Genomic DNA, 20,982 nt, shown 5'->3' on the forward strand with positions numbered 1-20,982 from the left:
GCCACCTCCTTGCTAGATCAATAGCGATCCGGCAAACACAAACAACGTGATATAGGAAATCAGTTTCCACACAAACCGGGCGCGGAATGACTGAAACAACATGAGCGTATTTTTCACATCGAGCATCGGCCCGTAAACGAGAAACGCTGCCAGCGCGTGAAACGGAAATGTGCTTTGAAACGACGAGGCGATAAATGCGTCCGCCTCGGAACAGAGCGACAGCACGAAGGCGAGCGCCATCATGACCAAAGAGGCCGCCACTTTCCCATTGCCGATCGACACAAGCGCCGACGTTTTCACATACGTTTGCATCGCCGAAGCAATGAACGCCCCAATGATCAAATACTTCCCGGTCGCAAAAAATTCATCGATCGTATGGCGCAGGGTGCCAACGATTTTCTCTTTCCAAGTACGGGGCATCATCGGCATCTCGCGCCGTTCATGGCGCAACTCGCTGCCTTCATGCCGAATCGCCATCACGGCGCCGACAGTGACGGCGACGGCGCAAGCGAACAGCGCCCGGCACAATACCATCGTCCAACTGCTTCCGAAGGCGATATACGTCGAAAACAGCACAACCGGATTGATGACGGGCGCCGTTAACATAAACGGCACGGCCGCGTAAAGCGGCACCCCCTTGGCGACGAGACGGCGGGTGATCGGCACGATGCTGCATTCGCATGAAGGGAAAAACACTCCAAGCAATGTGGCATAAACAATGGCCAAAAGGCGGTTTTTCGGCACCCACCGTTGTACGGCCTCTTCACTGACAAACATTTGAATGACTCCGGAAACAAACACCCCGAGCACGACGAACGGCAACGATTCAATCAATATGCTGATAAAAATCGTATTCAGCTGCAAAAACGTGTTCATCATGGGTTCTCCTCTCATTTACAACCGTTCATTTTATCATGATAAATGACCATTGTCATGAAAATTTGGTAAGAAAAATAGCAAACTCCATAACAAAAAAGGCGCTCCGCCTTTGGCGAAACGCCTCTTCTTCTATTATTCTTCCACTTCTTTTTTCCACAACCCGACCATCAATGCGGTTACGATGGAACCAATCAAAATAGCCAAGATATAAAGCCATGCACTGCCTTTGACGATCGGGATGACGAAAATCCCTCCGTGCGGCGCCGGCAGCCCGATATGGAACCACATCGTCAACGCTCCCGCAACAGCCGATCCGACGATAATCGATGGAATGACCCGCACCGGGTCAGCCGCGGCAAACGGAATCGCCCCTTCGGTAATGAACGAAGCGCCCATGATATAGCACGTTTTTCCGGCTTCCCGCTCGGCTTTCGTGAATTTCTTTTTAAAGAACGTTGTCGCCAGCGCCAATCCGAGCGGTGGCACCATCCCGCCAGCCATAATCGCCGCATGCGGCGCAAAGTTGCCAGCTTCAATCATCGCCAGCCCAAACGTATACGCCGCTTTGTTGATCGGTCCGCCCATATCGACCGCCATCATACCTCCCAACACCGCACCAAGCAGCACTAAGTTGGCTGTTCCCATGCCGGAAAGCCAATGTTTCAGTCCTTCATTCAACGCCTTGACAGGATCGATGACCACATACATCATAATGACGCCGGTGAGGAAAATGCCGAATACCGGATAGAGCAGCACCGGTTTAATCCCCTCAAGCGACTGCGGCAAGCGGCTGAACAGTTTGCGCAGCCCGACGACCAAATACCCGGCCAGAAAGCCAGCGATCAATCCGCCCAAGAAACCCGCCCCGCCGTTCGCCGCCAGAAAACCGCCGACCATCCCCGGCGCAAACCCCGGCCGGTCGGCAATGCTCATGGCGATGAATGCAGCCAGCACAGGAACCATTAACGCAAACGCATTGCCGCCGCCAATGTCCATTAACAGTTTGGCAAACGGATGATACGACGGATCTTTCGGATCAAACGCTTTAATGCCGAAGGTGAAGGAAAGCGCAATCAAAATCCCGCCGCCGACGACAAACGGAAGCATATTCGATACACCGTTCATCAAATGCTTGTAAAAACCGGTGCGCGGCTTCGCCGCTCCCGCGCTGCCTCGCGCCGTGCTGCTCGCCCGATAAATCGGTGCATCTTGGCGCAACGCCTGCTCGATCAGCTTCTCCGGCTGACGAATCGCCTGGGCGACTGGCACTTGAATGACGTGTTTGCCATTGAAGCGGTCCATTTCGACTTGTTTATCGGCTGCGACAATGATCGCCGTTGCCTCTTCAATCTCCTGCGCCGTCAGAGCGTTTTTCACTCCATCGGAGCCGTTTGTCTCGACTTTGATCGCCACCCCCATTTCCGCCGCTTTCGCTTTCAGTGCATCAGCGGCCATATACGTATGAGCGATTCCTGTCGGACAAGCGGTCACCGCCAGCACTTTCCGTCGGCCGCCAGATGGGGCGCCTTGCAGAGACGGTTCTTCCCTTTTGTTCTCTTTCTCTTTGAACAAACGGAGGATCTCCTCTTCATCCGAAGCACGCTCCAACCGGGTGCGGAACGAGACATCCATCAACAGCGACGATAGTTTCGCCAACGCCTGCAAATGCGTCTGTTCCCCGCCTTCCGGGGCCGCAATCATGAAAAACAAATGGCTTGGCTGGCCGTCCAGCGACTCGTAATCAATCCCGGCGGTCGAACGGCCAAACGCCACCGCCGGGCGCTTGACCGCCGCCGTTTTGGCGTGCGGAATGGCAACGCCATCTCCAACGCCGGTCGTGCTTTGTTGTTCGCGCGCCCAAATCGCTCGTTTGAACGCCTCCACATCGCTGACCGCCCCCGCCTCGGCGAGTTTCGCGGCCAATTCATCAATCACTTCCTCTTTTGTCTTTGCCCGAAGTTCAAGAATCATCGTTTCCTTTGTTAACAAATCCGTGACGTTCATCTGTACGCCCCCCCTTGATTTCCTCCTATAAACGCACGACGCGGACGCGGTCGACGAGCGCTTCGACTTCCTCTTTCGTGCATAAATCTTCCGAAAACGCGGTCGCGCTTCCGGCGGCGACACTGTAAGCGAACGCTTCCTCGATCGGTTTTCCGCTCGTATGGGCGGCTAAAAACCCAGCGACCATCGAATCACCCGCCCCGACCGAATTTTTCACCGTTCCTTTTGGCGCTTCGGCAAACAGCGTTGCTTCCCGGCCGAAGTAAAACGCCCCCGCGCCGCCCATCGAGACGATGAGATGCTCTACTCCTCTTTCAACCAACCGGCGGCCATAGAGGATGATGTCTTCTTTCGTCAGCACAGCGGCGCCAAACAGTTCGGCCAGCTCATGGTGGTTCGGCTTGGCAAGAAACGGCCGGCAGGCGAGCAGCGCCTCGAGCGCCGGACCGCTCGTATCGACAACAAGACGAACACGCCGTTTCACCGCTCGAGCCGCCAATCGCTCGTACATGTCCGCCGACAGCGACATCGGCGCGCTTCCGGCGAGCACAAGCACATCACCGGCCGAAAGCGCTCCGATTTTCGCTATCAATTGCGTTGCATCGTCATCGGCAACCGCCGGGCCTTCGCCGTTAATTTCCGTCTCCCGCCCCGCTTTCAGTTTGACGTTAATGCGCGTTTGCCCTGGGACATGAACAAAATCGCAGGCAATGCCTTCTTTCCGAAGTTCGCTTTCAATGAACCCGCCGGTGAATCCGCCCACGAATCCAAGCGCCGTGCTGTCCACACCCAAACGCTTCAACACACGCGACACGTTGATCCCTTTCCCGCCCGGAAATGTGAACGTTTTCACCGAACGATTCAGTTCGCCAACATGAAGCTCATCGAGGTGAACAATATAATCCACAGATGGATTTAACGTACATGTGTAAATCATGGAGCCACAACCTCTACCGTCGTTTTTGTTCGATACAAATCGTTCCAATCTTCATCCAATTCATCGGTGATCAACACCGCTTCATGCAAATCCGCAATTTTCGCGAACGAGCTTTCATTTAATTTCGAATGGTCTGCGAGCACATACGCGCGCTGCGCCAACTGCATCGCCGTATATTTCACCAGCGCCTCTTCCGGGTCCGGCGTCGTATAGCCATAGTCGTAATGAACACCGTTCGCGCCGATGAAACATTGGTCGAAGCGGTACTGCCGCAGCGACTCGATGGCGCCGCGCCCGATCAACGCTTTCGTCTTCGGCTTGATCATGCCGCCGACCAAATACGTCGTGACGTTATGCTCAAGCAGCCGCTCGACATGCATCACGCCGTTCGTCACCACAATGACCTCTTTGCCAGCCAAATGCGGAATCATTTCCCACGTGGTCGTTCCCGCATCCAAATAGATGCAGTTTCCTTTTTGCACCAAGCTGGCCGCATAGGCGGCGATCCGCCGCTTTTCCTCTATATATTTCAGCGACTTTTCCAACACGCTTAACTCTTCGCGTTTTTGCTGCAACAACGCCGCTCCGCCGTGCACGCGGCGCAGCTGTTTTTCTTTTTCAAGCTGCGTCAAATCGCGGCGAATCGTCGACTCTGACGCCCCGGTCGCGTCAACGAGCTCTTGCAGCTTGACAACCCCTTTTTGCGCCAACAGCTCCAAAATGAAGCGGTGGCGTTCTTCGGTTAGCACACTCCCACCTCCGATCACCGGGGATATCGCTTACAACTCTATCATATCCCAAGACAACGAAAAAATCAATCAAAAACATTCATTTTCTATCAATATCATTCAATAAATAAGAAAAACCATTCAAAAACATTCAAAACCAAAATAAAAACACTTGCCATCGGCAAGTGCCTTCTGTCGCTTAATTCAGTTGCTCCATCTCGGCAAGCGGCAAATAACGCTCGCGCACAAACGCGACAAACTTCGCCGCATACACAGGATCAAACTGCGTCCCAGCGCAACGCTCGATTTCCTCAAGCGCCTCTTCAAACGTTTTCGTCGGCTGGTACGGCCGCTCGGTCGTCATGGCGTCAAATGAGTCGATAATACACAAAATGCGGGCCAATTTCGGGATTTCTTCCCCCTTCAGCCCGTACGGATACCCTTTCCCATCATATCGTTCGTGATGCAGCTCGACAAGCGGAAGCAACTCATCGAATCGCTTCTCCGCCGCTACAATCTCGCGCCCCCACGCCACGTGCTTTTGGATGATCTCCCATTCATGCTTTTCCAATTTTCCGGACTTATTTAAAATATCCCGGGGCACTTCGATTTTTCCAATGTCATGAATGATCGCTCCCAGGGCAAGCGTCTGCCGTTCATGGACCGTCAATTCGTCAAGGCGGCTGCCAAATTCAAGTGCATATTTAAACACCCGTTTGCTATGGCGGTATGTATAGACATCTTTCGAAAGAAAGAATTTCACTTGTTGCTCGAGCGCTTCCAAGTCTTGTTTAAACTTAATTTCATCCAAGCACATATTATGTTTATCATACAACTGAACGTTGTTTTTCCCTTGCGCCTTCGCGTAATAAAGCGCCTGATCGGCGCGGTGGATGAGCTCATCGCTTTCATGCATATCTTTTTCCATCTCGGCGATGCCGCACGAAAACGACAGGCAACGATACGGAATATGCTCGACGCCGTCAAAATATGTATCGTTCACTTCTTTGCGCAACCGGTTTAAAAACGCGTACGCGTCTTCTTTCGTCGTGTTGGGCATTAAAATGGCAAACTCTTCGCCGCCATAGCGGGCGACCGTGAAGTTCGTCCCTTCCACCGCTTTTTGCAGCAGCTTCCCAAAAAAAGCCAACAAACGATCTCCTTGCAAATGCCCGTTCCGGTCATTGTATTTTTTAAAATCGTCCAAATCCAGAAATGCCAAGGTCAACGGCTGTTTCAACAGCTTGCAGTCGGAAAACTGCTCCTTGAGCGTTTCTTTGAAAAAACCGTGGTTGTATAGGCCGGTGAGGTGGTCGCGATTGACTTGATTTGCTTTTTCCTGATATAAATAAAGAAGCTTCCGGAAGGCAATGGATAAAAATGTGATTAAAATGGTAAACAAGAAAACACCAAAATATTTGGCCTCTTGCAACAAAAATAACAAAACAAGCGAAAGAATTAGAGTAATGCAATAGGTCATTCCCACTTCTTTTAATAATCCGAAATTGAGAACACCATTAAATAAACGTTGTGAAGAAATAATAAAATAACAAGATAGCACCAGTATATTTACTAAAAAATAAACAAACAAAGAAATTATATAAGGAAAGATATTGGTAATATTTATCGTGCCGACCGTTCCTCCAGATAAATGAAAAACATAATGTGCACTTATAATCATCAAACAATACATAGAAAAATTAAATAAATGCTTCCATAATTCAATGCTTCTTTTATATAGGGCATATATAAAACTAAATATTCCCAACACAAGTAACGTAATATGTAAATTAAAAACAAATAAACAAGCCAAATAAATCGATGAATCCATAGAAATAGAGTTCCCTTTTGGGGGAAGGTAAATCAAAAAACGATTCACTATAAGAACAGAAGCTGTTAATACATAAATCAAAACCCAATCACTCAAAGAAAAAAATGAGACGGTCAAATGAAAAAAATAAACAAAGAGACCCAGTAAAGAAATCCCTAAAATATAGAGTTTGACACCGATAGACGATATACGATTTCCCATTCAAAATCACTCTCAGTAATTCAAAATTTATAAAAAAGCTAAGAGAGGCAGTTTTCAGCCCCTCGTCATTTCAATCGTTATTACACAATCATTATTACACAAGCTTCATACCCGATGTCAATGCAACAATCACAGACCCAATAATCAACAGGTTAATAAGAGTTTGTTTCCATTTCATAAATAAACTCCTCCCCTTAATTTATTGATTCGCAGGAGCGGTCGTTGTTTCTTTCTCAGCATCGTCTGCCCCATGGCGCGGTGCGCTGAGCATCAGATGCTGGATGAACAAGAACGCCCCTACGTTCATCACAACGTCGCCGATGCTGATGATTTGCTGGCGCGGATACGGTGGAGACAGCGGAATGATGTCGCCGAGAAACGGCAGAAGCGTATCCGATGTGATCGCCTGGTGCTTGCCGTACAGACCGGCTTTTAACGCTTCGATGTATTCGCGGCCGAGAAATTGGGCGGCTTCGATCGAGACCGGCATCCGTCCGCCGTTTACGGCCATGACGATAAAGTTGAGCAAGACGCCGGCGAAGATGACCGGAAACCCTGGCTGATGGCGGTTGAGCCATAAAAACGCGAGCCCGGTGATGTAGACGAGGAGAAAAATGCCGTTGCTCATGCTCGAGATCCATGCGACCCGCTCTTGCAGGAAAAAGACCACAAACTGCACCGCCAATAAGATCGGGAACAGCCAACCGAAGCGCAATTTCATGTTGGCCAACCCTTTCAGGCTTCCGCCGCGAAACCAGCCGATCAACAACGACAAAATGATTCCATCGTAAACCATAATGCTGTCCCCTTGATAAACAGAATTTTCTCTTTTTTCTAAACTGCTATCCTCACTTCTATTTTTACCGTTTTTTTCATTCCATGTAAATAGTCCGTTCGTCCTAACTGCAAACAAATTTTGATGAATATCGTTTCCTTCTTTTCATTTTCGCCATTCTTCGAAACAAGAAACGACAAAAACAGCGTCATGTATATCCATTGAATAGTGACAAAGAACCTACCCTCAATGGAATGATCCCCCGACTGCAAATGCGGCATGCGTTTTTCTCGTTGAAAGACAAAAAGCCCTTTTTTATTATTCCGTATTGCTTTTCGGAAGATTATTGTTATAATTGTTTATACAGTAATAATTTTATGGATAAAAACGTCCTTTTTGCCCATTATATGGAAAGGAGATGAAAAAGAAATGGACGCGGAAATGTTGGGAAGCAAGAATGACAAAACGTATACACGTCGGATTAGCCAAGTCGGGAATAGTTTGTCCGTTAGCATCCCGAAAGATTTAGCCACGATGCTAAACCTAAATAAAGGCGATGAAATCGAAATATATTACGACAAGGAACGAGGGGAAATCGTGATGAAACGCGCAAACCGAATTCCAAAAGAAGTCCGTCCTGAAGTCGTGATGGCGATGAACCGCGCGATCTCCAAATATGACGAAGCGCTGCGCAACTTGAAATATAGATAAAGGAGCAACCGGAGGAAAACATGGTTTATTATTTGACAGCGGAAGAAATCATATTTATCCATTACACGGTCATGGAAATGTACGACGACGCAGAACAAGCGGGGATCCAATTCCCCGATAAATTCGCGTGGATGTTGGAAAGACCGAAAACGAAATTGTTCGGGGAGGAACAGTTCCCTTCGATTATTGAAAAGGCTTGCTGCTATTACCATTCCATCGCGACAGGTCATATTTTCCACAACGGCAATAAGCGGACGGCTTTAACCGTATTCGTCACGTTCCTTGATTTGAATGGATATGAGTTCACTATGACCAATAAAGAAGCGGAAGATTTCACGGTGTACCTTGTCGAGGATGCCAAGTTCCGGGGAAATGATTGCATCCAGCATCTTGCCCACGAATTAGAGAGTTACATCCGTCCCATCCAAAAACGAAAAGAATGAGGAAAAGAGTGAGGAAAAGAGCGGGCCAAAGCCGGGTCAAGTTCAATTATTGCGTGAAATTCCATCGCCAACACAGTAAACTTGGATGACAGGACAACAACATCGTTTTTTGCTGCTTTGTTTTTACACAACTGTGCGAACCTTGATCCAAAGACGCCTTTTCGCTATTCGCAGCTTTTCATACTTTTACCTTGCGGCAGGTATTGAGTATTGTCAAAAGTTTATCCTCCACACTCACGGTCTTCCCTTGAGTTTCAACGGTTGAACGAAAAAAGCTTTCTACCCCCGGTGTTTCGGCCATCATTGAGGCAACAACACCCAACAGCCAAAACAAAGGGCGGCCTGATTTTTTTCCTCCAGAGCCCGTTGAAACGGATGGTCCGTTGAAGCAGCTTACCCATTGCATCCCCGCTTATTTTTGGCTATCCTACAACCATGGAAGCGAAAGTCTTTCGTCGGAAAATGAAAAAACGGATTCCGATCATCGTCAGGAATCCGTTTGTCTTGAACGGATTATCTCTCCGTCCCGCAGCTGCCTCGGCAATGGTCCGCTGCATGGCATGACGCGCACGCCCCTTTGGCGCTTTTTTTCACGTGTCGGACCAGCGTCCAGCCGGCGTAGGCAAAAATCGCTCCGCCAATGATGATATTCGCCATCATCATATTCTCTCCTTTCATGGAAAACCTACTATCTTTCCAGCTTGGTAGACAAGAAGTGAAATCATATAAGCAACCGTTAAGGCGATGCCAATCGACAACAGCGTCCATTTCCACGATCCGGTTTCTTTGCGGATCGCCGCCACGGTTGCCAGACACGGAGTGTAAAGCAAAACGAACACCATAAAGCTGAACGCCGACAGCGGCGTAAACTGGGCAGCAATCACTTTCTTCAGCCCGCTTGCTTCATGAACGTGGTAAATAATATTCATCGTCGACACCACAACTTCTTTCGCCAAAAAACCGGTGATCAACGCGGCGCCTGCCTGCCAGGCGCCAAAGCCAAGCGGCGACAACAACGGTGCGATCAACCCGCCGATCGCAGCCAGCAAACTGTCATCCATTGGAACGCCAACCCCACGCGGCCCGACATACGTCAGCAGCCAAATGGCGACCGAACCGCCGAAAATAAAGGTTCCTGCTTTGCGGATGAATCCTTTCCCTTTTTCCCATGTGCTTCGCCATAGTGTGAGCGCCTGCGGCACGCGGTATGGCGGCAATTCAATGACAAACAGCGAATTTTCGTTTTTCAAGAGCGTCGATGAGAACAACTTGGCAAGCCCCAAAGCCACTACAATGCCAAGCACGTAAAGCGAAAACACGACAAGCGCCTGCTCGCGGGCGAAAAACGTGCCGGCAAACAAGGCGTACACCGGCAAGCGGGCGGAACATGACATGAACGGCAGCGCCAAGATCGTCATGAGCCGCTCTTTCGGCTGCTCAATCGTCCGCGCCGCCATCACTCCAGGAACGTTGCAGCCAAAGCCAATGATCATCGGGATAAACGCCTTGCCGTTTAACCCGATCGCTTCCATCATCCGGTCCATCACCATCGCCACGCGCGCCATATATCCGGAGTCTTCAAGCAAAGAAATGAAAAAGAACAAAATGAAAATTTGCGGCACAAACACCAACACCCCGCCGACCCCAGCAACAACGCCGTCCAAGACGAGCGCCTTGATAAACGGCGATGCCCCTGCCCAGTCGAGAAAACGGGACAACCCATCTGCCAGCGGACCGGAGAAAAACGCATCAAGCCGATCGGCAAGCGGCGTCCCCAGCCAGTTAAACGTCAGCATAAACACCACATACATCAGCGCCAAAAAAATCGGCAGCCCAACGTAGCGGTTCGTCACCACCGCATCGATTTTTTCCGTCCATGTCAACGGCTTATGTTTGAACTCAATGGCTGAAGCAGCGATCACCTCAGCGATCCAACGGTCGCGCGCCTCGTAAATATGCTTGGCGAGCGCGCCGCCAAGCGCCCGCTCCGTCTCCGCGCGAATCGCCGCGAGCGGCGAAAGGTCCATGCTATTATGCAAATACGCAGCCATGCGTTCATTTCCCTCAAGAAACTGCAGCGCCACCCACCGTTTGTCCCCCGGCACATCGTCCGGCAGCTGCTCGGCAATGCGCCTGATGGCGTCCTCCACCTCGGCGCCGTAATCGATCGCGATTGCCGGGTGCGGCTTATCTTTTGCCGCCAAAACGGCGTGAACCAATTCGTTCGTTCCTTTTCCGGTTCGGGCGATGACCGGGATAACAGGAACGCCAAGATACTTCGACAGTTTAGCGGCGTCCACTTTCACGCCTCGTTTTTCCGCCACATCGACCATGTTTAGCGCGATGACAACGGGACAGCCAAATTCCAGCAGCTGAACGGTCAAATGCAAATTGCGGCGCAACTGCGACGCGTCAACGATATTGACAATCGCTGAGCACGGCTCGGTCAATAAAAAATCGGTCGCCACTCCTTCATCGCGAGACAGTGGCTGAAGCGAATACACGCCGGGCAAATCGACGACCGGCACCCCGTGCTGGCGAAGCACCCCCACCTTTTTCTCGACCGTCACCCCGCTCCAGTTGCCCACATATTCATAAGACCCAGTTAAGCAGTTAAACAATGACGTTTTGCCGGTGTTCGGATTGCCAAATAGAGCGACATACATTTATCTCACCTCAATCGACGCCGCCTCTTTGCGCCGCAAGCCGATTGCTTGCCCATCGACTTCGACCATCACCGGTCCGCCAAACGGCATCGCCGCTTTCAACCGCACCATTTTTCCTTCTTTCACCCCTAGATGAAGAAGACGCTGTTTCAGTGCCTCCTGCTCAATGGCCAGACGGACGACGACCGCTGTTTCCCCTTTATACAAATCAGTCAGCACCATGATCATTTCCCCCTGTTTTTCTATCCGCTCTCCTGTGGTTCAATAATGATTCTTCTTCTCAATTTCAATCATACCATAAGCTAAGAAAAAAGGAGTGACATTTTTCACAATCATTCCTCATTGTCACCATTTCTTCAAAATTCGCCACCTCATCAGTTGAATTTTTCTGAAAAGTATATATAATTTTTTGTATATCTTTCCCATCTTTGCTCAAGGAGGAAGCTCAATGAACACACTAGGAAAAATCAGCAACTTTGTCGGCAACACCTTTGCCATCTGGGTGCTTCTGTTTGGAGCGCTCGCCTTTTTCGCTCCCAGCGCATTTACGTGGATCGCTCCGTATATCGTGCCGCTTCTAGGCATCGTGATGTTTGGCATGGGATTGACGCTGTCAGCGAACGATTTTAAAGAGGTGTTCAAGCGTCCGCTTGATGTGTTAATCGGCGTCGTTGCCCAGTTTCTCATCATGCCGCTTGTCGCGTTTTTGCTCGCTTATTTCTTGCCGGTTTCGCGTGAAGTGGCGCTTGGCATTATTTTAGTCGGCTGCTGCCCGGGCGGAACGGCGTCCAACGTCATGACGTATTTGGCGAAAGGGGACACGGCGCTGTCGGTCGCCGTCACCTCGGTTTCGACGATTTTGGCGCCGATTTTGACGCCTTCGCTCATCTTGCTTTTAGCTGGAAAATGGCTGTCCGTATCCGCTGCCGCGTTGTTTTGGTCAATCGTCAAAGTCGTGCTGATTCCGATTGTTTTAGGGCTCATCGCCCAGGCGCTGTTCCAAAAGCAAGTAAAAGCGTGCATCCCGGCGCTGCCGCTCGTTTCGGTCATCGCCATTGTAGCCATCGTCGCCGCCGTCGTCGGGCAAAACCAAGCCGCCATTGCCAAAAGCGGGCTTCTTATTTTTCTGATTGTAGTCGCTCACAACGGATTGGGGCTGCTGCTTGGATATTGGTTTGCCAAACTGTTTCGCCTGTCGCCGCCAAAACAAAAGGCGATTTCCATTGAAGTGGGCATGCAAAACTCTGGGCTTGGTGCGGCCTTAGCGACCGCCCATTTTTCGCCGCTCGCCGCCGTTCCAAGCGCTATTTTCAGCGTCTGGCACAATATTTCCGGTCCGATTGTCGCAACGTACTTCCGCAAACAAGCAGACCGCCAGGCAACGGATGAACAAACGATTTCCGCTTGACCTCTCTCACGCTTTGTTTAGCCGCAAAAAAGCTGTCTCCCGAAATGAAACGACCGTTTTTCGGAGACAGCTTTTCTGCCTATTATCACGCTGTTTTTCCGCTCTCGGACGATTAGGCGCTCTTTGGAAACAAAAAGCGGACATCCGCCCTCAATCTCATTTCACAGCGCCCCCTCAAACGGAAACACCATCCTTCCCGCTAGTTCCGGGAAATCAATGAACGGATTGCGGTTGCCTTGGATGAAGAAAATCGCGCTGTTGCGATGATGCTCATACACCGTTGGCGGAAATTGTTCGTGCCAACGGACAAGGAGCGGAATATCGATTTTGCGCCGGAATGATTTCGCGATCGCCTTCGGGTAGCGAAGCAGAAAGTAAAGCATCGCCCTTGCCGCCGTCCCTTTGCCGTATTCCGGCTCGAAATAGCCGTTATGGACGACGCCGCAGCGGTTTTGGATTTGTTCGTCGGGATCTTCCGGATTGTAAAACGGGAAATCCGCGTACGGAAAATTCGACCGCATCGTATTGCACTCCGGCTGGCAGACGAACAAATGATGCAAATCGCCTTTCATCGGCTCGCGGGCACCAAACCACGACTGAGGCACGACATGTTCCGCATTGAATTTCCATTGCTGCTCGATCGTGTTCACCCGCTCGTGCACATCGCCCCATCCATTTTTCGTCCTTCTCAACAGTTGACGAAACTCTTCATAACGCCGCTTCATCGTTTCCACATCTTGAACGATCAGTGTTCGTGGATCTTTCCGCTCGCCGGAATACAAGCTGCGCACCGTTCCGTCCGGGTGCAAGTCGACCCATGTGTACAAATACTCATCCTTGCTGAAAAAATACGGCAGCCGCCGCTTATGGGTGCGCGCCACCAGTTCGTGATAGCGGACAAACAACATCAATCCATCCCCTTCAAGCGTCAGATGGCGGTAATACCGTTCGCGCGCCCGTTGGTCTTCATCCGCACGATAATACGCGTCCTCCACCGCGAGCCGCTCATTCAGCTGCTCGAGCCGTTCTTTCGGATCTTCCTCCCGCCATTGGCCGAGCTCCTCAAGCCGCCGTTCCGCCTCTCCCATCAGCGTTCCCCTTTCTTTTTTCTTTTAGTGTATCACGGAAGGCGAAAGAGGACGATAACGGCGTTAATGCAAAAGAAACGATGTCGCGCCGAACAAAACGGCGGCGATGCCGGCGGCGATCAACGACGGAATCAGCTTCGTTCGCGCGTATTCCATCACCGGCAAATCCAAAATAGTGCAAAGCGTCACCGTATTGTCGCTAAGCGGCGACGCAAACGCCCCGAACGTCCCACTCGCAAACACCGCGCCGATGACCGGCAAAATGTTCGTTCCCGACTGGCTCGCGAGCGTCACACCAAGCGGCATCAACATCCCCCACGTCCCCCATGACGAGCCGATGAAGTAGGAAATGACGGCGCCAAGCAAAAACAAAATCGGGGCGACAAAAAACGGCGGAATCCATTGTTGCACATGGCTCGTAATGTATTGGGAAAACCCTAAGTCTTCCGCCACCGCCGACAGCGCCCAAATGAGCGCCAGCATTAAAATGACGGAAATCAGCTCATTGCCGCCTTTGACAAAATGCGTCAACAAATCGTTCAATTTAAATCGTTGCCAAAGGAAAAAGGCGACAGCGATAATTACAGTAAACAACAGCGCCTCCAACATCGCGCCGAGCGCATCGCTCCGCAAAAAAGCATCCCAAAACGTCCGCGCTCCGCGATGGCCGTCCCACCAGCTTAAAAACAGCGTCAAAACAAGAACGACTGAAAGTGGAACGATCAAATTCCACGGTTTCACCGGCGTTTCTTTCTGATAGGCGCGCGGGCATGTCTGCATCGCGTCTCCTTCTTCCCCTTGCGCTTCATTGGGCTCATTGTCAGCCGGCCGCTGTTCTTCCGCCATTTCGAGCGCCAACCGCTCGTTCCAGCTTCGAATCGGCGCCTCTTTCCGCTTTTCGCTTACTGCCGCTTGTTTTTTGCGCGAATAGACAAAAAAACTGTAGTAGAGCCCAACCGCAATAATGGCATACGAGAAAAAGTTAAACGGAATGCTTCGGACGTACACGATGTACGGCTCCGCACCGATGCCGGCCGTATCAAGCGCCTTGTCGATGACCGACACCATATAGCCGACAAAGGCAGTGGCGATCGGAATCAAGGCAACGACCGGGTTGGAAGTCACCTCAATGGCAAAGCCGATTTGCTGGGACGACAGCCCGAGCCGTTTGCGCAGCGCCTTCATGATCGGCGCGACGGTGACGATGCGAAAATCGGGGTCGCTGAATGTCACCATCGTCGATATCCACGTCAAGAACATGGCGGTTTTCGCCGACTTCACTTTTTTGCTGACGAGATGGACGAATCCTTTGATTCCGCCGGTGTATTTGATCATGCTGACAAGGCCGGCGAACACATACAAGAACATGATGATGCGGATGTTGTTCGTCTGCATCAAGTTATCGACGACGTAATGAAGCATCGTCCGCAGCCCGCCAAGCAAGGACGGGGTCATCAAATAACTGCCAACCAACAGCCCGACAAACAGCCCCGGGATGACTTGCTTCGTCCAAATCGAAATCGGGATGACAACTAAAAATGGCAAGAGAGCTTTCCACGACGGTTCCATTGGCCATTCACTCCTTTCTTTAAAAAGTATGGCGATGGTTTCCCTTGTCTATGCAAACTGTCATTGATTTTCCCCCAACAACGGGGAGACGAGTCCACACAAAAAGCGCGCCGCATGGTGGCACGCGCAAGCGAAACCGCTTTCCTACCTAAAAAAATAAAAAGCTGCCAATTAGACAGCTTTCACTGCTTCTCTTCGGGACGGCAGCGCCAACAAGTGGAGCGTCACTTCCGGCTTCGAGCCGATTCGAATGTTCACCCCGGTTTGCCCAAGCCCTTCGTTGATATAAAACGGTTTTCCCTCCCATTCATGATAACCTTTGATCATGTTCCGCTCGGTGAGCGTTTTGCTCATTTTCGCCAAATGGTATGGCTTTGGCCAATGAATTTGTCCGCCGTGGAAATGGCCGGACAACAAGTAGTCAAAATGATAGTCTTTCATATGCGGCACGATGTCCGGATCGTGCGTCAACACGAGGTTGATGCCGTCTTTCACGCCCGCGTATGCCTTTTTGATGTCGCTGCGCCCCGTGTAAAAGTCATCGATGCCGATGATATTGACGGTTTGACCGTTGACGGTGATCGTTTTCGTCTCGTTTTGCAAGACGACGCAGCCGTGCGCCTCAAGCGTCGCTTTCAAGCGCGCAAACGGTTCGCCTTGAAGCACGTAATCGTGGTTGCCAAACACCGCATACATGCCGTACGTCGGTTTCAATGCATTCAGCGCGGCCAAATACGGACTGAGCTTGGCGATGCTTTCCTCACGGTCCAAAAAGTCGCCCGTCAACGCGATCAAATCGATCGCTTCCTCTTTCAGCTTTCCGTATAAATCGTCCGGGGTGATCGACAGTTTTTCAAGATGCAAATCCGATAGCTGCAAAATCCGAAGGGCTCCGTCTCCATCCTCTGAACGGCCGACTTGGACTTTATGCAAAACCGCTTCATACGTGTTGCGGTGGGCTTTGCGAATGGCCAAAGCAAGCAATAACAAGATTGCAAGAAAAACAAAAAAGAATGTCATCGTCTTCTCTCCTCCCTCGATACCCATTATAGTGAAACGGAGGAGAGAAGAAAGAGGGAGTTAGTGGATGAGATGGCAGCCGTACAACGAAAACAATTTTTCCTTTGACATCACCAAATATTTCGGCGGGCGGACAAGCGGCATGAGACGGTGTTGGGCCACTGTCATCATCGGCCAATGGGATGCCATTTTAAACCAACGATAAAATGAATTGCCAATGTCAATGGCATCAAATCCGAGTCTCTCACAACCTTTGTTTAACATCGTCACGCCGATGATCCCTTTTATGCGGGAGGACTGTTTGTGATGGTAAAGATGATGGGCAACATACGGCAAACCGGCTTTCACTTGTTCGAAAATATAACGTCCTTTTTGAATATCGCTTCGATACTGCATCAGTTCGCGAAGCAGACGAACATTATGAAGGTGAATTTTCAACAGCCAGTCATTGGCCGCGATCGTCGTTCCGTCCGAAAGGTGAATGGTTTCACCCTTGTATCGAAGCAAACGGACGCGGAAAATGGAACGACAGCCGTTCTCTTTCCCACCAACATATTCGAGGCGGGAACATGCATAATAGAGCGGATCCATCAGTCCCCATACAGACAACAGCCACTGCGTCGCTTTGCTTCTCATTGGCGGCATCCTTCCCCTGCTCGTTCTATCCATTTACATTATGGAATCGATCGAGCGCCATTATAAATGGAGAAAAAAGGAGAAAAAATCGCTGCATAACCAGTCGGGAGACGCGCGTACTGAGGTCCAGTTCCATTTCACCCCCTGCCCCAGGCTGTATCCCACCCGAACACAAGCGGAGCTGATCAACCAAACGATCGGGTTTTTGCAGGAAGGGCTTCGTTTGCTGTCGTTGTAGGGCAGTCGAACCGTGGGACGCACGGGGATGGCTTGATTCATAGCCTGCCGTTGGGCGGGTGTTCCCAAGAATCTCCCACCTCTAAGCGTTAGCGTAGGTGGGAGAGCGTTCAATAAACCACCAACTCTCTAGAAGAAAGACGGAAAGAACAACCCTGAACGGCAAACAAAACGCGCCTGCCTTCCCGGATCGCGAAAGCAGGCGCCGTTTAGCGGCGGGTGCTGACGGTGACGAATACGAATTTGTCGTACCGATGACGGGAAAAGGAGTATTCAAAGGGCTCTCCATTGTTCAAAAAACCAACCTGTTCCAATTCCAATACCGGATCGTCGGGTGCGCACTGCAAGTACTGCTGATCGAGCTCATTCGGTTTATCCGCGCGGATCTTTCGGTGCGACCCTGCAATCGTTAAGCCGAGTTCGTGAGTGATGTAACGATAAATCGAGCCATGAAGCACCGTTTCGTTGAGCCCCGGGATCAAATGGACGGGCATATACGTCCGTTCAATGACGTACGGTTCGCCATCCACATTGCGCAGCCGGATTAAGTGGTACACCGGTGTGTTCGCGTCGATGCACAAATGAGCAGCCACCTCATCAGATGGAAACAGCACTTCAAACGTGATAATATGGCTTGTCACCTTTCGACCTTTCAATAAACTCGTCAAGCCGAGCGTTTCGTTGCTGACGACGTTCACCAATCCATCAAGCATGGCGGATTTTACAATAAACGTGCCATGGCCGCGCTTTCGATACAACAGCCCTTCGGACACAAGCAGATCAAGCGCCCGTTTCACGGTCATCCGGCTGCAGCCAAACTCCTCAGCGAGCGAGATTTCATCAGGAATCGGCTCGTCTAGGGAATACACTCCCTCTTTAATTCGTCTGCGTATTTCGTTAGAAATTTGCTCATATTTTGGCATCGTTTTCATCCCTCGTCATTGTCCTATTTTCATTGTACGAACAATCATCTGTTTGCACAATAGCCAATGCGGCTTTCTCCTTCACTGCTTTTGCGTTGCCGCTCCGTCCTCCCAACCGACAAAAAGCGCCCCGCTGCCCGGGACGCCTTGCTTTCCGTTTAAAATCCGTTGTTTTCTGCCAACGATTTAAACCAATAACCACTTTTTTTAATGGTTCGTTTCAAACCGTTCTCCAAGTCGACTGCCACGAGCCCATACCGATTTTTATAGGCATTGGTCCACGACCAATTGTCCATAAACGTCCAAATATGGTAACCTTTAACATTTGCTCCTTCTTCAATCGCGCGATGCACCCATTTTAAATGCTCTTGAATGAATTCAATCCGGTAGTCATCGTGAATCATGCCGCTTTCATCACGGAACCGTTCTTCTCCTTCAACACCCATCCCGTTTTCAGAAATAAAGCACTCAATGTTTCCATATTTTTCTTTTATATTAATTAAAATATCATAAATACCTTTTTCATAAATTTCCCAACCGCGATACGGATTCATTTTCCGCCCCGGCATGGCATAGTAATCGAAAAACCGTTCAGGCAAAAACGGGGCGTCCGGATTTGGCATATTTTCTTTTGCCTTGACGCGGCGCGGTTGATAGTAGTTGATGCCGAGCAAATCAATCGTGTTTTCTTTGATCAGCTCGCGATCACCGGCTTCCGTTACAGGCAAAAATCCATGTTCATCCAACAGTTCAATCAAATCTTGCGGGTATTCTCCTTTCACCGCAGGATCTAGGAAGCTCCTGTTAAACAACAAATCGGCAATATGCGCCGCTTTCACATCAGCAGGGTGCTGGCTGCGCGGATAAGACGGCGTTAAATTCAAAATAATGCCGATCTTTCCATCCGGTATCGCCGCCCTGCGGAAGGCGGCAACCGCTTTGGCATGAGCAATCATCGTATGGTAAGCCACTTGTACAGCGCGGCGGAAGTCTACGATGTTGGGGTAATGAAAATCATATAAATACCCGCCTTCCACCGGAACGATCGGTTCATTGTGGGTAAACCATTTTTTTACCCGATCCCCGAACAAATCAAAACAAATGCTGGCGTAGCGGGTATATGCATCCACGACTTCGCGGCTTTCCCAACCTCCGATATTTTGCATTGCTAACGGCATATCAAAATGATACAAATTCACAAATGGCTCGATCCCACTCGCCAATAGTTCATCAATGACTGCATTGTAAAACCGCACGGCTTCCGGATTGACCTCACCGACTCCATCTGGAATCAAGCGTGACCACGAAATCGAAAACCGGAATGAATTATGCCCGATCTCCTTCATCAAAGCAATATCCTCTTTGTAGCGGTGATAAAAATCTGATGTGGTTGACGGACCGACACCGTTAAAAAAGCGATGTGGCTCCTTCTCATACCAATGATCCCAAATGTTCTTCCCTTTCCCCCCTTCGTTTGCCGCTCCTTCGATTTGCGTCGCGGATGTCGCACTTCCCCACCAAAATCCGGCAGGAAAGCGATACGTGATTGGTTGCTTTGATCGTTGTTCCATCGTGATTCACCTCATTTGCTGTATCGTTATGATGCACTTTTCGCAGCGTCTTGCCCCTCTTCCCGCTCTTTTTGCAAGTTCATCCGGTCAATGAACTTTAAGAATGGAAACCAAATGACAAGCACAATCAGGAAATTGACCACTTGCAGCAATCCGCCGGCCAGCGAGTTCGTCGCCATAATGCCGTTGATGAAAATCGGCACCGTCCACGGCACCGCTACGCCGTTAGGCGGCGGTACAAGGCCTGAGGACATCGCCAAATAGGTCACCAACGTGACGACCATCGGTGCCAAAATCCACGGGACGATGACGAGCGGATTCATCACGACCGGCAAACCGAAAATAATCGGTTCATTGACGTTAAAGATTCCGGGTCCGAGCCCGAGCTTAGCCACCTGCTTCATTTGCTTGCTCTTCATAAAGAGCAAGATGGCGAAAATGACAGCGAGCGTCATTCCCGTTCCGCCCATGCCGACCGTGTAAATTTCAATAAACTGTTTGCTGACGACATGCGGAACTTCCCCCGTTTTTGTATACGCATTTAAGTTTTCGAGCGACAGTGTGTTCCAAATCGGATCCATCACCGAGTTAATGATGATTTGCCCATGCAATCCGAAAAACCACAAAATTTGCGTGACAAAAATCGCGATCAGCGTTGGAATAATGCCGCTTCCCAGCCCGACAAGCGGTGCTTGCACTGCATTGTAAATGACATCATGCATGTTTGTCTTAAAAATTTGTGTTACAATGATATTAACGACGAGGAAGAAGGTCAGGGTGACCACCGCCGGAATCAACGCCGCAAACGACTTCGCAACCGCCGGCGGCACCCCGGCCGGCATTTTGATTGTAATATTTTTTTGCACAACCTTCCGGTAAATTTCACCAGCAGTAAATGCGGTAATCATGCCAAGAAACATCCCTTTCGCTCCTAGGCGGTCGAGCGGGATGACTCCTTGCACAGCCTCTTTCCCCTCAACCTGCAAAACGAATGGCGTCAACAAGAGAAAAGAAGCTAACGCGATCGCACCGCCAAAAACCCCTTCGACTTCATAACTTTTCGATAAATAGTAACCAATGCCGAATACAACAAAAATCGTCATCACGCCCATCGTTGCATTTGGAGCAACGCCGAGCATCCCCTTGAATGTATTGAGGCTGTTTTCACTCATCACCTTGTCCAAAAACGGCAAGTTGGCGATGACGACCGCGATCGAACCGAAAATCGTCAGCGGAAATGCTAACATAAACGCATCGCGCAACACTTGCAAATAACGGCTATTGTTTAACTTTCCTGCGATCGGAACGAGAACTTTGCTTAGTTTTTCGAATAATGCTTGGTTCATGTCGCCATC

At 50.2% G+C, this 20,982-nt stretch carries 19 protein-coding genes; 3 read left to right on the forward strand and 16 right to left on the reverse strand.

Going from position 1 to position 20,982, the window contains the following annotated elements; all coding sequences use genetic code 11:
• Positions 1–12 precede the first annotated feature (12 nt).
• The 6 genes from DI44_RS07535 to DI44_RS07510 form a co-directional block, all read right to left on the reverse strand.
• The gene (locus tag DI44_RS07535) at positions 13–879 is read right to left on the reverse strand and encodes a permease (RefSeq protein ID WP_033017017.1); all 867 of its coding nucleotides are present in this window, start codon (positions 877–879) and stop codon (positions 13–15) included.
• Between the two features lie 132 nt (positions 880–1,011).
• Positions 1,012–2,883, reverse strand: coding sequence for a PTS fructose transporter subunit IIABC (locus DI44_RS07530; RefSeq protein WP_033025462.1), 1,872 nt, complete (start codon positions 2,881–2,883; stop codon positions 1,012–1,014).
• Between the two features lie 25 nt (positions 2,884–2,908).
• Positions 2,909–3,820: a 1-phosphofructokinase gene (gene pfkB / locus DI44_RS07525; protein WP_033025464.1), complete on the reverse strand. Its 912-nt coding sequence runs from the start codon at positions 3,818–3,820 to the stop codon at positions 2,909–2,911.
• Entirely contained in the window at positions 3,817–4,569 is a 753-nt protein-coding gene (locus DI44_RS07520) for a DeoR/GlpR family DNA-binding transcription regulator (protein WP_033025465.1), read from the reverse strand. Before DI44_RS07520 ends, pfkB begins: the two co-directional genes overlap by 4 nt.
• Positions 4,570–4,747: 178 nt before the next feature.
• Positions 4,748–6,580: a diguanylate cyclase gene (locus DI44_RS07515; RefSeq protein WP_033025467.1), complete on the reverse strand. Its 1,833-nt coding sequence runs from the start codon at positions 6,578–6,580 to the stop codon at positions 4,748–4,750.
• A 199-nt stretch (positions 6,581–6,779) separates the two neighbouring features.
• Positions 6,780–7,376: a DUF5317 domain-containing protein gene (locus tag DI44_RS07510; RefSeq protein ID WP_033025468.1), complete on the reverse strand. Its 597-nt coding sequence runs from the start codon at positions 7,374–7,376 to the stop codon at positions 6,780–6,782.
• A gap of 408 nt (positions 7,377–7,784) precedes the next feature.
• Here DI44_RS07510 and DI44_RS07500 point away from each other — a divergent pair, with 408 nt between their 5' ends.
• Together DI44_RS07500 and DI44_RS07495 are read left to right on the forward strand one after the other, a co-directional pair.
• Complete coding sequence (locus DI44_RS07500) at positions 7,785–8,066, forward strand: AbrB/MazE/SpoVT family DNA-binding domain-containing protein (protein ID WP_014195946.1); 282 nt, start codon at positions 7,785–7,787, stop codon at positions 8,064–8,066.
• Positions 8,067–8,086: 20 nt separating this feature from the next.
• On the forward strand, positions 8,087–8,509 hold the full coding sequence (locus DI44_RS07495; protein ID WP_014195947.1) for a type II toxin-antitoxin system death-on-curing family toxin: 423 nt from the start codon (positions 8,087–8,089) through the stop codon (positions 8,507–8,509).
• Between the two features lie 513 nt (positions 8,510–9,022).
• On the opposite strand, the gene DI44_RS18090 is transcribed toward DI44_RS07495, so the two are convergent.
• Genes DI44_RS18090 through DI44_RS07485 form a run of 3 tightly spaced genes read right to left on the reverse strand, consistent with a single transcriptional unit; the run spans position 9,023 to position 11,397 of the window.
• The gene (locus DI44_RS18090; protein ID WP_075261408.1) at positions 9,023–9,169 is read right to left on the reverse strand and encodes a FeoB-associated Cys-rich membrane protein; all 147 of its coding nucleotides are present in this window, start codon (positions 9,167–9,169) and stop codon (positions 9,023–9,025) included.
• A 14-nt stretch (positions 9,170–9,183) separates the two neighbouring features.
• Positions 9,184–11,175 (reverse strand): ferrous iron transport protein B, encoded by a 1,992-nt coding sequence (feoB, locus tag DI44_RS07490; RefSeq protein WP_033025470.1) that lies wholly within the window; start codon positions 11,173–11,175, stop codon positions 9,184–9,186.
• Positions 11,176–11,397: a FeoA family protein gene (locus DI44_RS07485; RefSeq protein WP_025950730.1), complete on the reverse strand. Its 222-nt coding sequence runs from the start codon at positions 11,395–11,397 to the stop codon at positions 11,176–11,178.
• 226 nt (positions 11,398–11,623) lie between these two features.
• On the opposite strand from DI44_RS07485, the gene DI44_RS07480 reads away from it, so the two are divergent.
• Complete coding sequence (locus DI44_RS07480) at positions 11,624–12,583, forward strand: bile acid:sodium symporter family protein (RefSeq protein ID WP_033025472.1); 960 nt, start codon at positions 11,624–11,626, stop codon at positions 12,581–12,583.
• A 161-nt stretch (positions 12,584–12,744) separates the two neighbouring features.
• Here the strand turns inward: DI44_RS07480 and DI44_RS07475 are convergent, their stop codons facing one another.
• The 7 genes from DI44_RS07475 to celB all read right to left on the reverse strand — a co-directional run bounded on the left by DI44_RS07475 (position 12,745) and on the right by celB (position 20,973).
• Positions 12,745–13,671 (reverse strand): endonuclease, encoded by a 927-nt coding sequence (locus DI44_RS07475; RefSeq protein ID WP_033025473.1) that lies wholly within the window; start codon positions 13,669–13,671, stop codon positions 12,745–12,747.
• 63 nt (positions 13,672–13,734) lie between these two features.
• Positions 13,735–15,240: a Na+/H+ antiporter NhaC family protein gene (locus DI44_RS07470; RefSeq protein WP_033025474.1), complete on the reverse strand. Its 1,506-nt coding sequence runs from the start codon at positions 15,238–15,240 to the stop codon at positions 13,735–13,737.
• Between the two features lie 171 nt (positions 15,241–15,411).
• Positions 15,412–16,260: a metallophosphoesterase gene (locus DI44_RS07465; RefSeq protein WP_033025475.1), complete on the reverse strand. Its 849-nt coding sequence runs from the start codon at positions 16,258–16,260 to the stop codon at positions 15,412–15,414.
• Between the two features lie 60 nt (positions 16,261–16,320).
• On the reverse strand, positions 16,321–16,896 hold the full coding sequence (locus DI44_RS07460) for a hypothetical protein (protein WP_020279320.1): 576 nt from the start codon (positions 16,894–16,896) through the stop codon (positions 16,321–16,323).
• Between the two features lie 446 nt (positions 16,897–17,342).
• Positions 17,343–18,056: a GntR family transcriptional regulator gene (locus DI44_RS0117125; protein WP_033025476.1), complete on the reverse strand. Its 714-nt coding sequence runs from the start codon at positions 18,054–18,056 to the stop codon at positions 17,343–17,345.
• A gap of 158 nt (positions 18,057–18,214) precedes the next feature.
• A complete protein-coding gene (locus DI44_RS07455) occupies positions 18,215–19,627 on the reverse strand; it encodes a glycoside hydrolase family 1 protein (protein WP_020279319.1) in 1,413 nt (470 codons plus the stop codon).
• A 26-nt stretch (positions 19,628–19,653) separates the two neighbouring features.
• The gene (gene celB / locus DI44_RS07450) at positions 19,654–20,973 is read right to left on the reverse strand and encodes a PTS cellobiose transporter subunit IIC (protein ID WP_021321473.1); all 1,320 of its coding nucleotides are present in this window, start codon (positions 20,971–20,973) and stop codon (positions 19,654–19,656) included.
• Between the last annotated feature and the right edge of the window lie 9 nt (positions 20,974–20,982).

Origin of the sequence: Geobacillus sp. CAMR5420, from assembly GCF_000691465.1 — a bacterium.
Taxonomy (GTDB): Bacteria; Bacillota; Bacilli; order Bacillales; family Anoxybacillaceae; genus Geobacillus; species Geobacillus thermoleovorans.